Origin of the sequence: Achromobacter sp. MFA1 R4, assembly GCF_900156745.1 — a bacterium.
Classification (GTDB): Bacteria; Pseudomonadota; Gammaproteobacteria; order Burkholderiales; family Burkholderiaceae_B; genus Achromobacter.
Genome location: NZ_LT707065.1, coordinates 371,451 through 390,350 on the forward strand (window position 1 = coordinate 371,451; position 18,900 = coordinate 390,350).

The 18,900-nt window shown below is 57.4% G+C and carries 17 protein-coding genes; 5 read left to right on the forward strand and 12 right to left on the reverse strand.

Features of this window, described 5'->3' with window-relative positions; genetic code table 11:
- Positions 1–208: 208 nt before the first annotated feature.
- Positions 209–955 (forward strand): sulfite exporter TauE/SafE family protein, encoded by a 747-nt coding sequence (locus BXA00_RS01625; protein ID WP_076515660.1) that lies wholly within the window; start codon positions 209–211, stop codon positions 953–955.
- A gap of 46 nt (positions 956–1,001) precedes the next feature.
- Here BXA00_RS01625 and BXA00_RS01630 read toward each other — a convergent pair whose 3' ends face one another.
- Entirely contained in the window at positions 1,002–1,892 is an 891-nt protein-coding gene (locus BXA00_RS01630; RefSeq protein ID WP_076515662.1) for an MBL fold metallo-hydrolase, read from the reverse strand.
- A gap of 119 nt (positions 1,893–2,011) precedes the next feature.
- Here BXA00_RS01630 and BXA00_RS01635 point away from each other — a divergent pair, with 119 nt between their 5' ends.
- The gene (locus BXA00_RS01635) at positions 2,012–2,986 is read left to right on the forward strand and encodes a GlxA family transcriptional regulator (protein WP_076515664.1); all 975 of its coding nucleotides are present in this window, start codon (positions 2,012–2,014) and stop codon (positions 2,984–2,986) included.
- A gap of 282 nt (positions 2,987–3,268) precedes the next feature.
- Here BXA00_RS01635 and BXA00_RS01640 read toward each other — a convergent pair whose 3' ends face one another.
- Together BXA00_RS01640 and BXA00_RS01645 are read right to left on the reverse strand one after the other, a co-directional pair.
- Positions 3,269–4,714, reverse strand: coding sequence for an IS1182 family transposase (locus tag BXA00_RS01640; RefSeq protein WP_076515666.1), 1,446 nt, complete (start codon positions 4,712–4,714; stop codon positions 3,269–3,271).
- Between the two features lie 383 nt (positions 4,715–5,097).
- On the reverse strand, positions 5,098–6,120 hold the full coding sequence (locus tag BXA00_RS01645; RefSeq protein ID WP_076515668.1) for a MerR family transcriptional regulator: 1,023 nt from the start codon (positions 6,118–6,120) through the stop codon (positions 5,098–5,100).
- Positions 6,121–6,396: 276 nt separating this feature from the next.
- Here BXA00_RS01645 and BXA00_RS01650 point away from each other — a divergent pair, with 276 nt between their 5' ends.
- A complete protein-coding gene (locus BXA00_RS01650; protein WP_076515670.1) occupies positions 6,397–7,221 on the forward strand; it encodes a hypothetical protein in 825 nt (274 codons plus the stop codon).
- Positions 7,222–7,471: 250 nt separating this feature from the next.
- Here BXA00_RS01650 and BXA00_RS28640 read toward each other — a convergent pair whose 3' ends face one another.
- Complete coding sequence (locus BXA00_RS28640) at positions 7,472–8,137, reverse strand: hypothetical protein (RefSeq protein ID WP_125285056.1); 666 nt, start codon at positions 8,135–8,137, stop codon at positions 7,472–7,474.
- Positions 8,138–8,602: 465 nt separating this feature from the next.
- Between BXA00_RS28640 and BXA00_RS01660 the strand changes: the two genes are divergently transcribed.
- Entirely contained in the window at positions 8,603–8,905 is a 303-nt protein-coding gene (locus BXA00_RS01660; protein WP_006224629.1) for a PadR family transcriptional regulator, read from the forward strand.
- Positions 8,902–10,131 (forward strand): chromate efflux transporter, encoded by a 1,230-nt coding sequence (gene chrA, locus BXA00_RS01665; protein ID WP_076515673.1) that lies wholly within the window; start codon positions 8,902–8,904, stop codon positions 10,129–10,131. Before BXA00_RS01660 ends, chrA begins: the two co-directional genes overlap by 4 nt.
- Positions 10,132–10,767: 636 nt before the next feature.
- On the opposite strand, the gene dmeF is transcribed toward chrA, so the two are convergent.
- The 8 genes from dmeF to BXA00_RS01705 all read right to left on the reverse strand — a co-directional run bounded on the left by dmeF (position 10,768) and on the right by BXA00_RS01705 (position 18,237).
- Entirely contained in the window at positions 10,768–11,700 is a 933-nt protein-coding gene (gene dmeF / locus BXA00_RS01670; protein ID WP_076515674.1) for a CDF family Co(II)/Ni(II) efflux transporter DmeF, read from the reverse strand.
- Between the two features lie 26 nt (positions 11,701–11,726).
- Positions 11,727–11,999 carry a metal/formaldehyde-sensitive transcriptional repressor gene (locus tag BXA00_RS01675; RefSeq protein WP_076515675.1) on the reverse strand — a complete coding sequence of 91 codons (273 nt, stop codon included), beginning with the start codon at positions 11,997–11,999 and terminating at the stop codon, positions 11,727–11,729.
- A 249-nt stretch (positions 12,000–12,248) separates the two neighbouring features.
- Positions 12,249–12,575 carry a four-helix bundle copper-binding protein gene (locus tag BXA00_RS01680; protein WP_076515677.1) on the reverse strand — a complete coding sequence of 109 codons (327 nt, stop codon included), beginning with the start codon at positions 12,573–12,575 and terminating at the stop codon, positions 12,249–12,251.
- A 282-nt stretch (positions 12,576–12,857) separates the two neighbouring features.
- On the reverse strand, positions 12,858–15,134 hold the full coding sequence (locus BXA00_RS01685; RefSeq protein WP_369825608.1) for a copper-translocating P-type ATPase: 2,277 nt from the start codon (positions 15,132–15,134) through the stop codon (positions 12,858–12,860).
- 196 nt (positions 15,135–15,330) lie between these two features.
- Positions 15,331–15,804 (reverse strand): DUF411 domain-containing protein, encoded by a 474-nt coding sequence (locus BXA00_RS01690; RefSeq protein ID WP_076515680.1) that lies wholly within the window; start codon positions 15,802–15,804, stop codon positions 15,331–15,333.
- Between the two features lie 51 nt (positions 15,805–15,855).
- On the reverse strand, positions 15,856–16,776 hold the full coding sequence (gene copD / locus BXA00_RS01695; RefSeq protein ID WP_076515681.1) for a copper homeostasis membrane protein CopD: 921 nt from the start codon (positions 16,774–16,776) through the stop codon (positions 15,856–15,858).
- 7 nt (positions 16,777–16,783) lie between these two features.
- Positions 16,784–17,170: a copper homeostasis periplasmic binding protein CopC gene (gene copC, locus BXA00_RS01700; protein WP_076515683.1), complete on the reverse strand. Its 387-nt coding sequence runs from the start codon at positions 17,168–17,170 to the stop codon at positions 16,784–16,786.
- Between the two features lie 245 nt (positions 17,171–17,415).
- On the reverse strand, positions 17,416–18,237 hold the full coding sequence (locus BXA00_RS01705) for a copper resistance protein B (RefSeq protein WP_231952258.1): 822 nt from the start codon (positions 18,235–18,237) through the stop codon (positions 17,416–17,418).
- Between the last annotated feature and the right edge of the window lie 663 nt (positions 18,238–18,900).

Below are 18,900 nucleotides of genomic sequence, written 5' to 3' on the forward strand. Positions count from 1 at the left end.
ACGCGGATGATCGCCTGCGGCGGATTTCCCTGCTCCGAACAAGGACCGCGGCGACACTCCCGGGGGTTTGTCCGTGACTACTACACGGAATTCAAAATGGCACCGAAGCATCGATTACCATGGAACACCTGATAATGAGCCCCGGAGCAAAGGGCTCTTGCAGGTAGCCATGTAGGCCCCGTAATTCTCATTCTCCCTTTGTCTAACAATGACGCTCTATTTCGTGGTGGCCGCTGGTGCGGTTGTAGCTGGTTTTGTTCAGGGGCTGTCTGGCTTTGCATTCGGTCTTGTCGCCATGTCGTTCTGGGTGTGGGCTGTTGATCCAAAAGTGGCAGCCGCATTGACAGTATTTGGCGGGCTCCTGGGCCAACTGATCGCTGCTTTCTCGGTTAGGCGTGGATTCAAATTGAACCAATTGCTTCCGTTTGTCCTGGGGGGCATCGCCGGAATCCCAGTCGGCGTCTGGCTCTTGCCGCTGGTGGACGCCAACACGTTCAAAATTGGCCTCGGCGTCATACTTCTGTTCTGGTGCCCGGCTATGCTTTTTGCACAGCGCATTCCAAAGATCAGTTTCGGCGGCAGACTGGCTGATGGCGTAGTGGGACTGGCTGGAGGGGTATTAGGCGGGTTCGGCGGTTTCACCGGCGTAATTCCCACGTTGTGGTGCGTCCTGCGCGGCTTCCCGAGAGAAGAGCAGCGTGCAATCATCCAGAACTTCAACCTGGCGATGCTCATCGTCATCATGGGGACCTACAGCGCGGCCGGCCTGGTCACCAAGGCCACGCTGCCATTATTCGCGATCGTTGCCCCCGCCATGCTGATTCCCACGTTCCTCGGCACACGGATGTACAAAGGAATATCCGACCTGCGGTTCAGGCAGATCGTCCTTGGCTTGCTGACAGCGTCGGGCTTGATGATGCTGACGTCGGGCCTGTGGGCGTTCGCAAATGCATGACCCCCACATGACCCGAAGCCTCGTCAAGCCGGCGTGACGTAATCGTTTAGAACTTCAGGATTTCACCATCTTCCGGAATCCGCACGCGATCCTGGATGCCGTGCTGCTGCACATGGTCCTTCAGTTCTTTGCGGCTTAGCGTCATATGATTGATCGCGTCCATATGCGTTGCCACGATGATCGCGTTCGGCATAGCTTGATAGGCGTGCAGCACATCGTCCTTACCCATGATGATGGAACCCGTGTAGCCAACCACGCGAGCATCGCCCGTGTTCATCACAATTACATCGGGCTTGAACGTCGCCAGGGCCTGGTCGACATCATTACGCCACACCGTATCCCCCACGACATAAACCGTTTTCTCGCCGGGTGCCTGGAAGACGATGCCCATTGCTTCGCCCAGCATCGTAGCCAATGGCTTGACCGCGTACATTTCATCCGTGCCATGCTGGCCGCCGACCTTGGTCAGTTGCACGCCCTTGAACGCGGTTCCAGCCTCCAGAATCCGGACATTGGTATAGCCCTGGCCGCGTATCAGTTTGGCGTCGGCCTCATCCTGCACGAACAAGGGAATGTATTTCGGAATGAACGAATGGGCGCCGCCGTCCCAATGGTCAAGGTGGGTATGGCTCACGATCACCGCATCCACCCCCTTCAAGACGTCTTCCGCCGGCAGGGGTAATTCAACGAGCGGGTTGCGCAATTCGCTGTGGAAGGTTCCTTCAAACCCGGGATACTCGCCCTTCTTTGCCAGAAAAGGGTCCACCAGGAAGGTCTTTCCCGCATAGTTGATCTTTGCGGTGGCGTTGCGGATTTGTTGTATCTGCACAGTCGGCTTGTTGATTGTTGTATCGGCATTTGCGGCCGCATGGACCGTGACGTTTGCCGCGCCCAGGGCGAAAGAAAGGGCCAGGCCGAAGGCCTTGAGTCGTTGCATGTGTTGCTCCATAGCAATATGAGTCGGTAGCAACAGTGTGGCTGGCGAGACCCTTTTGCAATATTGACCCGAATGCCAATTAGCGATAATTTTGGGCCAACCCCGGGATTTATTCAGCCATGAACACAAAACTGCCAATCGTCGCCCTGGTCGCCTATCCAAGCTTCAGCCCGTTCCACTTCTCCGTGCCGTACATGGTTTTTGGCTCGGAACTGCCTGAGGGCCGCTTGTTCGACCTGAAGATCGTGTCATCCGACGCGCAGCCGCTGGCAGCCGAACGTGCGCTGAGCGTGCAGCCCGACGGTGGCCTGGACTTGGTGGAAACGGCGGACATCGTGGTCGTGCCCGGCTGGCACGATCTGGACGTGCGCCCCGACGAGCACTTGATGCAGGCGCTTGTTCGAGCGCATACGCGAGGGGCTCGTGTGGTTGGGCTTTGCTACGGGGCTTACGTGCTTGCCTATGCGGGCCTGCTCGACGGCAAGGGCGCCTCGACACACTGGATGGCCGAAAAAGACTTCTGTGTGCGTTTCCCGCGCGTAAGGCTCGACATGAACGCACTGTATGTCGACGAGGACCGATTGATTACCTCGGCCGGCACGGGCGCGGGGCTGGACTGTTGTCTGTATATCGTGCGCGCCTACTACGGGCCGAAGATCGCCAACAAGGTTGCGCGAACCATGGTCATACCGCCACATCGCGAGGGCGGGCAGGCCCAGTTCATCGAACACCCAATGGCGGAATCCACGCAGGATTCTCAAGTCAATCGGCTGCTTGATTACCTGCGGGAAAATCTGAGAGAGCAGCACAGCATCGATGACCTGGCGGCAAGAGCAGCGACGAGTCGCCGGACGTTCACCCGTCGTTTTCATAAAGCAACGGGCATGACGGTCGTTGACTGGCTCATCAATGAGCGCTTGCAACGAACGCGCGAGCTTTTGGAAACAACGTCTATGCCGATCGAGAAAATTTCGGAACTGGCGGGTTTTCAAACACCATTGTCTATGCGGCAGCACTTCAAAAGGCGCTTCCAAGTGAGCCCGAAGGAGTGGCGTAAGTCCTTCGGACAGAATGCGTTAACCGAATCGAAATGACTGAGCCGCTCCGCTCGCACGATCGCCTCGCTGATTGCGGCGACAGCAATGACCCCGTTTGATTGTTGACCGTCGCTGGAATCTTTGCCTTGGAGAGAGGCAAATGACTGCTTCGGGTCGAGGCTGTGTGGAAACGCTTTTCGTCCTGCCAGCTACAGCGCAATAGCCTGGTCCGCATCACCTTGGGCGGTCTTCACTTCGATTTTTTGAAGCGGGGCTCACTTAAGGCCGTTTGGGCGACCCGGATAGGGCCTGAGGTGCGTTATGGGTCACATGAAGGGCTCAGCCGCCCATCGCCAGCACCGCTTTCATGGTCTGCTGGTAGCCCAGGATTTGCATGACCCGCTTGAGGTTATAGGCCAGTACATTCAAGCTCATTTCCGTGCTCACATTGCCCAGGCGACGAGTCAGGAAGTGCGTATAGCCCATCCAGTGCTTGAACGTGCCGAACACATGTTCCACCGTGCGCCGCCGCACCTTCATCGCATCTGGCATTCGGTCTAGACGGCGCTGCGCCGCCTCAAGCACGGCCTCATGCTCCCATCGACTGATGCGCCGATACGCGCTAGGTGTGCATCGCTCCTTCATCGCGCATTGTGGGCAGGCACTACTCCAGTAGCGCCGCAATTGAAGACCATTCTCCTCCCGCGTAAACCGGTGGATGGCGCGCTGGCCCGCAGGGCACTGGTACTCATCGTCCTTCGCGATGTAAATGAAGTCCGAACGATCGAAGCGGCCTTCGGCCTTGGCATTGGAAGTCGTGGGTTTGGGCAAGATCGCATCAATACCTGTCTCTGCACATGCCATGATCTGAGGCGCGCTGTAGTAGCCGCGATCGGCAATCGCACGCAGCCGCTTCTTGCCCATCGCCTCCCGCGCGGCTTGTGTCATCGATGCCAATGAGTCCCTGTCGTGTCCTCGGTTCGTCACTTCGTGCGCGACGATCAGATGGTGCTTGGCTTCGACAACCATCTGCACGTTGTAGCCGACCATCCCCGAGCCCCGGCCGCTGGTGGCCATTGAGCGGGCATCCGGGTCCGTCACCGACAGTTGAGCGTCTGGGCTGTCTTTGAGCCTCTCCTTGACGTCATCCAGCGTGCGCATTTGTTTGCGCAGACGTTCGATCTTGTCATTGAGCCGATTGGTCCTGGCCTCGATCTCGACAGGTTGCGTTCGGTCTGCTGTGTCGAGCGCCGCCAGATAGCGGTGGATGCTCTCCTCAATCTGCTGCTGACGTTTGTCTATCTTGGCAGCCGTGAAGTTCTTGTCGCGCGTGTTGACTGCCTTGAACTTGCTTCCATCAACGGCAACCAGGGCTTGGCTGAATAGCTTGAGATCTCGGCATACGGCAACAAACCGCCGGCAAACGTTGCGAATGCCCGACCCATTGTCACGACGAAAATCCGCGATGGTCTTGAAGTCTGGCGCCAGACGGCCGACCAGCCACATCAGTTCGACGTTGCGTTGGCACTCTCGCTCGAGTCGACGACTGGACTGGACCCGGTTTAAGTAGCCGTAGATGTAGATCTTCAGCAGCACAGCCGGGTGATACGACGGGCGGCCGGTAGCTGCTGGCGCCGCCTTCTCAAATCCGAGCAATGCCAGGTTGAGCTCGTCGACGAATGCGTCGATTATGCGCACCGGGTTATCGTCGGCGATGAAGTCATCCAGGCATTCCGGGATCAACGCTACCTGCTGCCGGTCCTGACCTTCGATGAATCGGGGCATGTCGACTCCCGGGATCGAGATACCAAACTCTATCTAGATCACCGTAGCGGCGTCAAAGAGTTTTCACACAGCCTCGGTCGAAAGCTGCCGGATCGCACCGATGGCCGCCCTTGCGGATTCGAACGCGCGGCCCCGCCGTGCGTCCAAAGCAATGGCCGCCTAGGGCGGCCTTTTGCTTTGGCGGATGTTGCAGGGTCAGTGAACGTCGGCAGCCCCTCATCGCCAACCACGAAAGACCGCTCCCCAGCAACGAACGAAATCTTACATGACCGATGCCACAAGGGTGCCCTGGCATCAAAGCTGTCGTATTGCGGCGGCAATGAGTTTCGCCACTTGTCCATTCACCTGGCCCGCCGGCTGGTGCCGGGAAGTCAGGGGGCTGGCTACTTCGCCAGCGTCCCCATCGCCTGCCGGACAAACGCCAGCGTCGCGTCGTCCGCCCATGTGCCAGCGGTCAAGTCAGGCTCTGTCATCAGTGCCTGCCGGAACTTGGCGTGGGTGGCCGGGTTCTTGCCCGCATACGAACTGAACAGTTCCAACCACTGCCGCGCCAGCGCCCGACCGGTTTCCGAGTCGGGCGCCGCGCCCGCATCAATAGCGTTCCGGACCTCTGCGATTAACGGTGGCCACTCCGAGATCCTGTCGCAGTAATGCTCGCGCATGAACCGTGCTTCGTCCGGCGTCAGATATTTTTCGTAGATAAGCAGCTTGCTTTCCGAGAAGGCGCGCAGCACATAATCGCGCATGGCTTTGGAAATGCCGACGTGCGTCTGCATGTCGGGCTCCTGCTCGTGCATTTGGTTCAGCTTCACCAACAAGCGCGGATCGCCGTTGGTATCGCGCAGCAGCAGTTCCATCCAGCGATGGGCAAGTTGGCGCGGTTTAGCCTCCTCGGGCGCCACGCCCTGCTCCATTAGCTGCTCCACTTCGTGGACCAACTCAAGCCAGTCCGGGTCGCCGTCCGGTCCACGGGTGTACAGGGGCAAACGCGCCAGTTCTTCTCGCGAAAAATATTTATCGTACATAGTCATCATCTCCAAAGCTTTCAGCCAATCGGCCAGCTCAGGCTCCGTGCCGTCCGCCAGTTGCTCGTGCAGTTGCGCCAAGCGTTCGCGCAGGTGCGCGGCCTGCTGCATCTGGCGGTCCAGCATGGCAAGCTGCCGGGAGATCACGTCCGCCAAGCGCGCGCCGGGCTGGTCCAGGTAAGCGCCAATTTCCGCCAACGCCAATCCGAAACGACTCAATGCCTGGATCTGATGCAGACGGGCAATCTCGTCGCGACCGTACAGGCGATAGCCGTTTTCGGCGCGCGCTGAAGGCGTCAACAAACCAATCGCGTGGTAGTGGTGAAGCGTGCGGACGGTCAGCCCGGTACGCTTTGCCAGTTCTCCTACGGTCAGTTGCATGTTTCCTCCTTCGAATACGCAGGCCAAACTTTGGGCCATCACGTTACGTGAGGGTCAAGCGGTGCTGCAAGTCCTGTGGGCATTGGATGTCGGCCGCCGCAGCAGGCCGGAGGTGGCACACGTAGGTCGACCACGGAACGGAACCGGGCGATGTCACGGCCGCCCGACCGTTTCGGGCCGCCATCGGCCGATCATCAAGGGCGGTCCGCGGCCAGGAGCCGTCAATCGTTCACTGGCATTTTGTTTCCCTCATACTATGTTAGGCGGCGCAAAAAAATGCCTCGACTCGCCATCACACGAACAGCACTGATACCACTCTTTGCCAAATCTGGAAACGTATGCGCATTCCCAGGATGCACTCATGAGCTAGTGACAGCAAGGAATCTTTTTGTTGGTCAGATTTGCCACATTGAAGCAGCGAATCCAGGCGGCCAAAGATACAACATCAACTCAACAGACGAAGAACGCAGATCTGCCAAAAACCTGATGTTGTTATGCTATCGGCACCACAAGGAAACAGACGATGTCGCGGCATTCGAAGCAAACGCACTTCGCTCGATGAAGCATCAGCACGAGAGCGAGTATGGGCAAAAGCCCTTCAAGGTCAACGAAGCCTTTCTTCATAGACTGGAATCCGAGATGCAGACCTACTGGAGTGGCCTACAAGATGCCAACGAAAGACTTCACGTCGCCCCGGAATTCGCTGTAAAGCTGAGTATAGGAACGAGCGCTGTAGATCAATTCGCGGAAGCAAAGAAGGCCGTGAGTCGGCTCTCTGAAATACTGAGTAGTTTTGCTGAGGCAGATTCACTGCTAAACGAAGAAATAAAATCACACTTCTTCGCTCTCGGCTATGATCTCACCGCATACGACAACGTGCCTTACTACAGGAACCCGTTCTTTAAACGGAACTGGGAGATGCACGCCCTGGCAGCGAACAACACACTTACTGACTTAGTTGTTGTTCTCAAACAGGCGGAGGTCAGGTTCCTAGAGGAGTACGTGAAAACGCATTCAAACGAAGCCGAGGCAATTGCACGCCTCGAAACTGCAAAAGAAGAGTTGCATGAGATGGCAGTTTCAACAGGGTATGCCGATTGATCTGCCTAACAACTTCCATCGAGAGGACGTTGCCCAATAAGCTGGTCAGCGCCTCTCATGTCAAACGTTAGCGACTGCCTGTTCTGGGTCGGGTCTGGCCTCCGTCCTTAGCTGCAATCGGCCAAGAGTGGCTGTTGGCGGCGAACGAAAGCAAACGCTCAACACTGCGTTAACAGTCGACTGCCAGAGAGGCTGGTAGACGTCCTGTTGAGCAAACAGTTGGGATGGCGTCAATGAAAGGGTTAAGCCTTTACGGTAATGCCGCCAATGCTTTGTTGGCAAAATCTTCATATGCGCCCAAATACAAAAAAAAGTTTCGATTGCCTCTTTGTGCGGCTGTAGGGTAGTCTCTCAGGAATCGGCCGACACTCATTCCTTGGCGTTGTGCTGCGGGGATACCGTCGCCCTCCAAGAGTTTTACAAATTTAGTCTGCGCGGCACCGCCATCGTGCGCGATTCGATTTCTGACCGTATGCGCAGATACAAGGGCTTTATAGGTAGGATTTCCCAATTCGTTGACGAGGTTACCGAAGAAAGATTTTTCTCCGAAGAGGTTGTATCCTCGCTCTTTTAAACGTTGAGGACTGCCCCAGCCAAGCTTGTTGTTGAGTCCATTGTCAAGGTCACCCATAACAAAAGTGCTTCGAGTTGCAGTGATCTGCAACTTTGCCCGAACCTCGACTTGAAACACGAACTTTGCATAATCTTCGAACTTGGCTGCTATCTCGAAGAAGATGAATTGCGCAACGTCCCGTGTATCCGGATTGCCAAGTTTTGTCGCGTTGACATGGGTGGTTCCGGTATATCCATGCCAGACAATTTTGGTGTACAGATCTCTGGCACGGATTACGTTGGTTAAGAAGGCGCTGGTTTCTGTTGCCACTGCAGCTTTAGTTACTCTTGCAGGCGGTGCCATTGTTCTCCTCGGTTTGGTCTAGTGATTTGGAGCAAGTATATCCCGCAAAGCCTGCTGGAGATGCTGGACACTGATTCCTCACTGGAAGTGACATGCAGCCTAGGATTGCAAGCGGAAGGATGTTTAAAACCAAGGTATAAAAATCTCGCGAAACCCGGCAAGAGTTAGCTAAGAAAATTATAGCTTGTCAGCAGGCGGCGACGGGGCTCTCCAATGGCACGTTTCGGGCTGCAATCAAGCAGTTTTTGAATCAATGACCGATTGGGGGAATGGGGCCCAACGTCGGCTCAGGGTCGTCATCGGCCGAGCGATTTAACCAAGCTGTTGCAACGACCGGTTTCATCCACAGCCAATAACTGCCCTTCAAGACGGAACAGCTGGACCAACCTAGAATCTTGGTGCAAGTGCTATGATCGAATTTCGTTATCGAAACTCGATATGAAAGAGAACTCAACACCTCGCGCCATGGAGCACCACGATCTGCTATCGGGGCTGATCCGCCTGCACGTGCTGCACCACGCAGCCGCGCAGGAGATCTATGGGCAGTGGATGATTGACGAACTGGCCCACCACGGCTACCGACTTTCTCCCGGAACGCTGTACCCGATGCTTCACAAGATGGAGCGCGACGGATACCTAGTTTCGCGCCAGGAGCGCGACGGACGCACCGTGCGAAAGCTCTACACGATCACGCCCAAGGGCAAGGAAGGCTTGGCGCTGGCCAAGGAACGCATCCGGGAGTTCACCGGGGAGGCAATGCACAAATGACAGGCTCCACCAACACCGTACAGCACGAAGCTGTAGCTACGCGCGGTTCACCCGTTGAAGTCTTCGGCGCCTTCCTTAAACTGGGATTGACCTCCTTCGGTGGGCCGATCGCGCATCTGGGTTATTTCCGCTCGGAGTTTGTCGAGCGCCGCCGCTGGCTGGATGACCGCAGCTATTCCGATCTGGTCGCCTTGTGCCAGTTTCTTCCGGGTCCGGCCAGCAGCCAGGTGGGCATGGCGCTTGGGCTGGGTCGCGCTGGCTGGTTGGGCTTGCTGGCGGCGTGGGCAGGGTTCACTTTGCCATCGGCCATCGCGCTAATCCTGTTTGCCTTCGGCATCGCTGAGTACCAGGGACTAGCCCAGTCCGGGTGGGTGCATGGTCTCAAGGTAGTCGCCGTGGCCATCGTAGCTCAGGCGGTGTGGGGCATGGCCAAGTCGTTGTGCCCTGACCGGCCACGCGCTGCCCTGGCCATTCTGGCGGCACTGCTGACCATGATCCTACCCTCAGCAGCGGGACAGATTGTCGCGATCTTGTTGGCAGGACTGCTGGGCTGGTGGACGCTGAAGATTTCACAACCTGGCGGTGGCCAAGCTCACAGCTACCCGGTCGCGCGCAGACTGGGCGTCATTGCGCTGCTTCTGTTTGCAACACCGCTTGTCTTGCTGCCCCTATGGGCAGCAGCCACGGGATCGTCCACGATAGCGCTGCTGGATGGGGTGTACCGTTCCGGTGCGCTAGTCTTCGGCGGTGGGCACGTTGTGCTGCCGCTGCTGCAAGCCACCGTGGTGCCCAGCGGCATCGTCAGCAACGCAGACTTCCTAGCTGGCTATGGCGCAGCCCAGGCCGTGCCGGGACCGCTGTTCACTTTTTCGGCGTATCTTGGCGCAATAGCCCACGGCCCGCTGCATGGCTGGATTGGCGGCCTGGCTCTGCTGGGCACCATATTCCTCCCAGCCTTCCTCATGCTGGTCGGCGCATTGCCGTTCTGGGCGGCGCTTCGCCACCGGGCGGGTATTCAGACGACCATGGCGGGCATCAACGCCGGCGTGGTTGGTATCCTGGTATCGGCCTTATATGACCCGGTGTGGACAAGCGCCATCCACGGCAAGGCGGACTTCGGGTTGGCGTTGCTCTCGTTCGGGCTGCTCACAGTGGGGCGCGTGCCGCCAGCGCTCGTGGTGCTGCTGGCTGGCTTGGCAGGCTGGGTCATGGCGATGGGCATCTGAAATTCGTTTCACTCAGAGCTTTCAATCAAACTTCGCATAATTCCTTCGCTGATGTACCTCAGGACGAAGAATCTTCCAGCGGTATAGCTGCTGCTTGGGCGAACGAAGCTTGAACGCAGGGTTCGTTACCTCGGGATCGAGCTAACGATGCCGTTGAGATGGCAGAGCAAACTGAGGTTGATGCATCCCGGGCCGGCGAACGGTCGCTTGCCGGCCAGAAGCGGACAGCTGAAAATGGCGAACTTCGGCAAGAAGCAATCATTTGCAGCAACAAAGCTGCACTCATGCGGACAGCTCGCCGCGGATGCGTAGGTCCGCTCGGGCATGCTCCGCGGCCGTGGATGCCTGTAGGCACTTTCGTCATCAGAATTGCGGCGGCGGGAATGTTTTTTTGGCCGGGGAAGCGAACCGCGCTCCAAGGCGGCGATTGAAGAGCGATCTCGAGGCCAAGCAAGTAATCGGGGGATGCCAGCGCGCCGGCGACCAGACTCCTCGCCCCGGTCTCGTAATCCATTTCGGAGCACTGACCAACACACAAACTAAAGATTGGACCCGTCGTCGTACGATAGAGACTCGTTGCGCGTCGCCCAAGGGGCTAGACGGAGTGCACGGGTCGCGCCGCCTCTCTGCCCTTAGCTACTTGATAGCTTGTGTTTCGACAGTCAGATGTGAAAGTTCGTGAATGTGCGACAGTTTGGCCTTATAGAACGAACTGTCCTTGGGACTCTGAGTCGCAAGCGAGACGATAGCGGAAAAGTGACCAGGACCAATCTGCCAAACATGCAGATCCGCAATCGTATCTTCGCTCCCTGCTAGCGCCTCGCCGATCTCCTCGTGCACCTTGGCCCCCTCGGTAGTGGCATCCAGAAGCACGTTGCCGGACTCACGGATTAGTCGCCACGACCAGCGCAAGATAACCAACGCACCGATTACACCCATGACTGGATCAGCCCACAGCCATCCGTAGCTGCGGCCTAGGGCCAACGCAACAATGGCAAGTACCGAAGTCAGAGCGTCCGCCAGGACATGAAAATAGGCAGCGCGAAGATTGTTGTCCTTGGCACTTGAGCTGTGATCGGAATGGTGATCATGGTGGTGACCGTGGTCATGATGATGGGAAGGGGCGTCGTTGAGGAGCCATGCCGACACTAGATTCACCACCAAACCCACGATAGCCACCGCGAGGGCCTGGTTGAAGCTAATGGGAACGGGATTGGCTAGACGCACAACGCCTTCCCAGCCAATGAGCACGGCGATCAGCGCAAGCGCTACGGCGCTGGCAAAGCCGGCCAGGTCACCTAGCTTGCCGGTGCCGAAGGTGAACCGGCGGTCTGTTGCGTGGCGTCGCGCGTAGCCATATGCCAACACGGTGATAAGCATGGCGCCAGCGTGTGTCGACATGTGCCAACCGTCGGCGACAAGTGCCATCGAGCCATACAAATTCCCTGCGACGATCTCAATGAGCATCATGCTCGCGGTTATCGCAATGACAAGCCAAACCCGGCGTTCATTGCGTTCGTGATTTTGACCCAGAAAAATGTGGTCGTGGGCAAGGCTTGAGTTGTTCATCTGTAACCCGTGGATGTGGCGGCCGACTACTTCATATAGGCGCGAATGACTTCCATCATTTCCTGGGCGCCTTGGCTGCGATCCGCCTCAGAGGCGGCATGCACCACATGCTCCTCAAGATGCCCCTCCATCACCTCTGCCGTCAACCCGTTCAACGCTCCGCGCGCTGAGGCGAGTTGGCGTAGAACTTCAGCGCAAGCAGCGTCCGCCTCCAGAGCACGCTCCAAGCCTTCCATTTGCCCACGGATGCGGCGAACCCGCGCAATAAGCCTCTTTTTCTGTCGGACGGTATGTGCCATGTCGCTCAATTCACATAGTATAGGTGGCTATATTACCCTAAAAAGCCACACTCCTTGTCGGATGCCGACCGAGGGGATTACGCAGCCCTCCAGGCAGCGCCATCGAGTGGTGGGCTTAGGGCACAGATGCCCGGTGTCTATTGGATCGGTGGAACGGCGAGATGCCTGCATTTTTCGCGGTTTTACACAGATCGAGCGAGGGCCTGGGGCTGGCCCTCGCCCTCGCCTCAGCGGATTGCAGCACGCCGACTACGCCATGGCACGGCAGGCCTGGGCACAATCTTTGCACATGCTCGCGCAATGTTGACAGTGGCTACTCTGGAATTTTGCGCATTCCTGGCCACACTCCTCACATACTTTCGCGCAAAGGTCACATAGTGGGCGAGCGAATTCGCTACTTCGGGCCATATATGCCGCAGCTAGCCTGCATACTTCCGAGCAATCAGCGTCAAGCTTTACGCATCTTGCCATCTTCGTTGCGTCTTCTTCTGTTAGGCAAGCGGCGAAGCATTGGTCGCACGCCTGGGCGCAGCTATAGCATTCGCGGATACAGGTTTCATATTGAGTCGAGTTCATGGAGATCTCCTATGGAATGGGGCGTTAGCGCCCACATACCGGGCAGCACGTTTCATGCCGCATCCCCCGTAACGTCGCTGCTTAAGCGCAGAGGACGGAACGGGCGAACTCAACCCAGCCCGCAGAGCCCAACGCTGTATTCTGTTTCATTACATTTGCGTAATGTCGCCCCGCGCAGCGAGGCTAGCTTCCTAGGCTCACTGAGGACCAGTTACCGCACGCGCCTCGCGGTCACCGCCCGCAAGCGATTCCGCACCTGGCTAGACCTTGAGCCCGGGACTGCTATGCATCCAGGTCTACAGACCTTAGTCGCAGCGAGTTTCCAATTACACTCACCGAAGACAAGGCCATGGCCGCTGCAGCAATAATGGGCGAGAGCAATATTCCGAAGACCGGATAAAGAACGCCAGCTGCAACGGGAATTCCTGCAGCGTTATAGACGAATGCGAAAAAGAGGTTTTGTTTGATATTCCGCATCGTCGCTTTGGAAGCATGGCGTGCTCGGACGATGCCCATGAGATCGCCGTGAAGTAGCGTGACGCCGGAACTTTCCATGGCGACATCCGTGCCGGTTCCCATGGCAATGCCGACGTTCGCCGCGGCAAGTGCAGGCGCATCATTCACGCCGTCACCTGCCATCGCGACGGTGTGGCCTTTTTCCTGATACCGCCGCACAGCCGCCCCTTTGTCCTCTGGCAGCACCTCCCCGACTGCTTCGTCAATTCCCAAATGCCTCGCAACGGCTTGGGCCGTCGTCTTGTTGTCTCCCGTCAGCATTACCACCTTGATTCCTGCCTGATGAAGGGCCTTGATTGCCTGCGGCGTGGTCGACTTGATGGGGTCTGCGATGCCGACTAATCCTGCGTATTGGCCATCCAAGCCTACGTAGATAACGGTGGCTCCTTTTTCTCGAATAGCCTCTCCGTGGCGCTCGGCGGGCACGTCCACCCCTTGCTCCTCTAAGAAGCGGGCACTACCGCACACTACTCGGCGCCCAGCCACCAGCCCAATCACTCCTTTCCCCACAGGGGAGTCGAAATCGGTCACCGGCAACAGCTGGATTCCCTCGTTCTCCGCAGCGCCGACGATGGCTGCAGCAAGGGGGTGCTCGCTTGCGCGCTCCACACTGGCGAGTGCCTGAAGTAGGTCGGCCCGGTCTATCGCCTCGACCGGCACTACCTCTGTAACTGATGGCTTGCCTTCCGTTAGAGTACCTGTCTTGTCGACGATAACGAGGTCCACTTTCTGCATATGCTCCAGTACCTCCGCGTCCCTGATGAGTACCCCGCTTTGGGCGGCGCGGCCGACACCGACCATGATGGACATAGGAGTTGCCAACCCGAGCGCGCACGGACACGCGATGATCAGAACGGAGACCATTGCTATCAGCGCATAGGTGAAGGCGGGCGTCGGCCCCCACAGCATCCATGCTCCGAATGCAAGTACAGCCGCGAGGATGACGGCAGGCACAAACCAGCCGGCCACTTGATCGACCAATCGCTGGACCGGAGCGCGACTTCGCTGCGCCGCGCCTACCATTTGAACAATCCGAGCTAGCAAAGTGTCCGCACCCACACGGTCGGCACGCATGACAAAACTGCCGGTCTGATTCATTGTCCCCCCTGTCACACGGGAGCCCGGTGTTTTCGCCACCGGAATAGGCTCACCTGTCACCATCGACTCGTCAACCGTGCATCGCCCTTCGACGACCTCGCCATCCACAGGCACCTTCTCTCCCGGGCGTACGCGCAGGTTATCCCCCACCTGCACGGATTGGAGATCTACAGTCTCATCTTGACCATTCGGACTGACTCTTACTGCCGTTTTCGGCGCAAGACTCAGCAACGCCTTAATCGCACCAGAAGTTCTTTCGCGAGCACGAAGCTCGAGGACTTGGCCGAGCAAAACCAAAACCGTAATCACCGCCGCGGCCTCAAAGTAGACGGCCACCGCACCTTGTGGACGGAAGGCCTCCGGGAACCGTTGCGGTATGAAAGTGGCAACGATGCTGTACACCCAAGCTACGCCTGTTCCCAGTGCGATCAGTGTGAACATGTTCAGACTGCGATTCGTGATCGATTGCCATGCCTTCGAAAAGAATGGCCAGCCTGCCCACAACACGACGGGGGTCGCGAAGATAAGTTGTATCCAGTTGGACGTTTGCGGGCCGATGAATCGGTGCAGGTTGAAGAGGTGTCCACCCATTTCCAGAACAAATACCGGCAAGGTGAGCAGAAGGCCTATCCAAAACCGACGATTGAAGTCACACAGCTCATGGCCGTCCTGCTCATCATCCAAAGAGACCGTTACGGGTTCGAGTGCCATGCCGCAGATGGGGCAGCTGCCCGGGCCGGCTCGTCGGATTTGTGGATGCATGGGGCATGTGTACTCCGCGGCAATTTTCCCAGGTGCCGGCGGGGCACCATGCGTCGCGTCATGCTCTGTGGGCTGGGCATGGGGCACATGTCGCCCTCCCGTTGCATGATCCCCTCGACTTGCCCCATCAATAGGCTGGTCGGCGCGGTCTCGGTGACATGCGTGGCGGCTAGGCTCGCCCATGGACGAATGCCCGGAATGATCACCAACACCACCTGGCGGCTTGGTAGGCTTTGCCATGACAGTCCTCGCTAGGATGGCGTAGATTTACAGCATAGGCCTTCCCATTGCCGGAAGGTCAATCCCTTATTTAGGGGGTTGCTTCGAAAGGCCACGATCTGAGCAATCGGTTCAGTCTTGAGATGCCGGCAGCCTTGCGCTACGTGTAGGACTGATAGACTTCTGCCTTCCCTGAGGGCAGGACGAGAAGCACGTCATAGGCCATGCGCCTTCCTCCGTAGTCCGGGCCATCCATTCCTGGCGAGCCCAGAGGCATGCCCGGAACCGCCAGTCCGACTGCGCTTGACTTCTCCTTCAGTAGTCGAGCGATCTCCCTGGCCGGGACGTGCCCCTCCAGAGCATATTCTCCAACGACTGCGGAATGGCAGGAGCCGAACGCGTCCGGAATGCGGTTACGTTGCCGTACAGACGAGGTATCGCTAACGTCATGAGTGGTCACTTCAAAGCCATTGGCTTCGAGATGGCTCACCCAGTCTTTGCAGCAGCCGCAAGTGGGCGTCTTCCAGACTTCGATGAGCGTCTTCGGTTGGGCCATCAAGGGGATGGGAGACAAGACGATCGTCACCAATAGGGCTCTACGCAGAAGATTGGCGGTGTGGCTTTCTGTTCGCATCAAATTTTTCGGGTTGGCGGTATAGAAAATGCACTAGAGTCCAAGAAGTCATCACGACATGGGCGATGGTGACAGGATCCCCAATGCTGCAACAAGAAGCAGGATGAGAGTGGCAGCACTACTCTCGAACATGAGGCTACGACGTAACGTAAGAACTGCTATCGCATGATCGCCCGTTCGGACGGCGTGCTCCAGACGCGGACTTAGATAGAAGCGATTAGCGGCAGCCAGTGCAAGCATCGTGCCAAATAAGCCAAGCTTTGCAACAAGCAGACCACCGTAGGATGTCAACGACATATCGGGTAGCGAAGCACCGACGATCAACAAATAGTTGACCCCGCCCGTAATGGCAAGCGTCAGCACGATGGCTGTGCCCACTTGGGCAAAGCCGTTTGAAGTGCGGTTCAATAAGGCAACGTTGCCGGACGTGGCTGTCGGCTGAGATAACAGGAGGAACGCGAGAAGCGCGCCCGCCCAAGCGCCGGCAGCGATCAAATGCACGATGTCCGATGTGAGGTGAACGTAGCGCCTAAAGCCTTCGTCCATGGCACCATGCCCGCCCCAAGCGAGTGTGGACAGCGCGATGCCACCGGCTATCGAGAAAACGCCCAGTCGGACCCTTTGTTGCGTGCGAGCAAGTACTCCCACTAGCACGCAAAGCATCAACGCACCCAATCGAGCCACCCATGCCGCGCCAAAGTCAGTGCCTGTCACGATCATTTCGAAGACGTGGCTTTGAAGCTCTGCATAGGATGTGGCGCCGGTCATGCTTTTGGCCATTATGGCAATATTGGCCAGCGACAGGATGATGCCCAGAGCAGCGAGCGCCGTGCTAACCGCTAAGAAGCGCGCACCCGTTGACGAGGCGATTTCTCCTTGGCGTAGCGCGTACATACTGAACAGCGGCAGCCCAAACAACATGGCAAGGTCAAGATAGAGTGCGAAACGCACGAGGACAGTCGGCCAGTCCATTCAGGAATCACTTGACGGTAAACGCGATACTGCCGGTGACGGGATGCGTATCGGAGGACACCGCACGCCAATCCACTCGGTAGTTGCCAGGCGCAAGCGCTTGCACCGGCGTGATGATCATAGCCTTCGGGTCATCGCTACCTGAGATTTTGGCGTTCACCTTCATCGGCCCGTGGTTCGCCATACCGGGCATACCGGTCATGACTAGCGTCGCTCCGGAGAATTGCGTTGTCAGATTTTCCGAGAATTTCAGCTCGATCTTCGGCGGTGCCGTCACCTCGGCCTTGTCGCTGGGCGAGGAAGAAAGCAACTTCGGATGAGCGATGGCCGCGGCGCTGGCGAGCATGGCGGCCATAGCCACTGTGGCGCGAATTGTTGCGAAAAAGGTTGGCATTGTGAGGTCCTAAAATGCACTGCGGATTAATATCACGGCACGAACACCACCCGATAGGTTGGAGCGGCGTTCCGCCCTGGCCATGGGGGATGTAGGAAGTGTCAAACTGTCGTCGGTTGCTCGGCTCGGATCCCATCCAACTCGCACCACGAGTTGATTAGACTCATTCCCAAGGCCGGCGTGTCGTTGCTAAGAGAGCTAGCTCGACATGGGTACCGACAAGATGCGTTGGGCGGCGCTAGACGCTAAAACCAGATGCGAACCCCAGCCAAGATCGCGCGCTCAGACCGGCTTTCTCCCTCTTCGCTCGCATAGCTCGCCGTCTTTCCGAACTTTCGTCCGAACGAAACACCGATGTACGGTGCAACTTCGCGGGTCACCTCATAGCGCAAGCGCAAAGAGAACGAGGCATCCGACAAGCCCGCACCGATACCTCGCGCCTTGTCGTCCTTTCCGTACACACTGGCTTCGATCTCTGGAGTCAGGATTAGGCGTTGTGTAAGCAGCAGATCGTATTCAGCCTTCAGCGCGAGCGCGGTTCGTCCAGAACCTCCCACATAACCCGTTATTTCCGTCTCGATGTTATAGGGAGCCACGCCCTGAACTCCGATCGCGGCCCAGTTGCGCTTAGGACCAGTGCCGAAATCGCGCCGCGCGCCCAACTGTAGATCCCAGAATGGCGAAACGGTGTGACTCCAGAACGCCTCGATCTTTCCGTCAGTGTTGCCATTGACCCGATCGCCTTCACTCTTTATCCAGAGCTTATTCAGATCACGCCCAACCCAGAACTGGCCGTCCCATTGAAGACCCGTGTTGCCATCTCTGTCATATGCCATCCCTAGTTTGTCAAAAAGCAGATGGCTCGTGATCATGTTGTCCATCATGTGTGGATAGATGTCGTAAGCGGAATATCGTTGTTCCGTTGTGCCGTCGCTTGTGGGTAAGGTTCCAACCGGCACTGCGCCTGAATTCGCTCCCCCCGACATGTTCTGTATCGAGCCGCGGTCCATGCCATTCATCGAATCCTGGCTCATGCCCTTCATCGAGCCATGATCCATGCCTTTCATCGAATCCTGGTTCATGCCCTTCATCGAGCCATGATCCATGCCTTTCATCGAATCCTGGCTCATGTCCTTCATCGAATCCTGGCTCATGCCCTTCATCGAGCCATGATCCATGCCTTTCATCGAATCCTGGCTCATGCCCTTCATCGAATCCTGGCTCATGCCCTTCATCGAGCCATGATCCATGCCTTTCATCGAATCCTGGTTCATGCCCTTCATCGAGCCATGATCCATGCCTTTCATCGAATCCTGGTTCATGCCCTTCATCGAGCCATGATCCATGCCTTTCATCGAATCCTGGCTCATGTCCTTCATCGAATCCTGGCTCATGCCCTTCATCGAGCCATGATCCATGCCTTTCATCGAATCCTGGCTCATGCCCTTCATCGAATCCTGGCTCATGCCCTTCATCGAGCCATGATCCATGCCTTTCATCGAATCCTGGTTCATGCCCTTCATCGAGCCATGATCCATGCCTTTCATCGAATCCTGGTTCATGCCCTTCATCGAGCCATGATCCATGCCTTTCATCGAATCCTGGCTCATGTCCTTCATCGAGCCATGGTCCATGCCTTTCACCGAATCCTGGCTAGAGCCTTCCGCCGAACCGTGGTTCATGCCATCCATCGAACCGTGGTCCATACCAGGCATCGCACCGGGATTCGT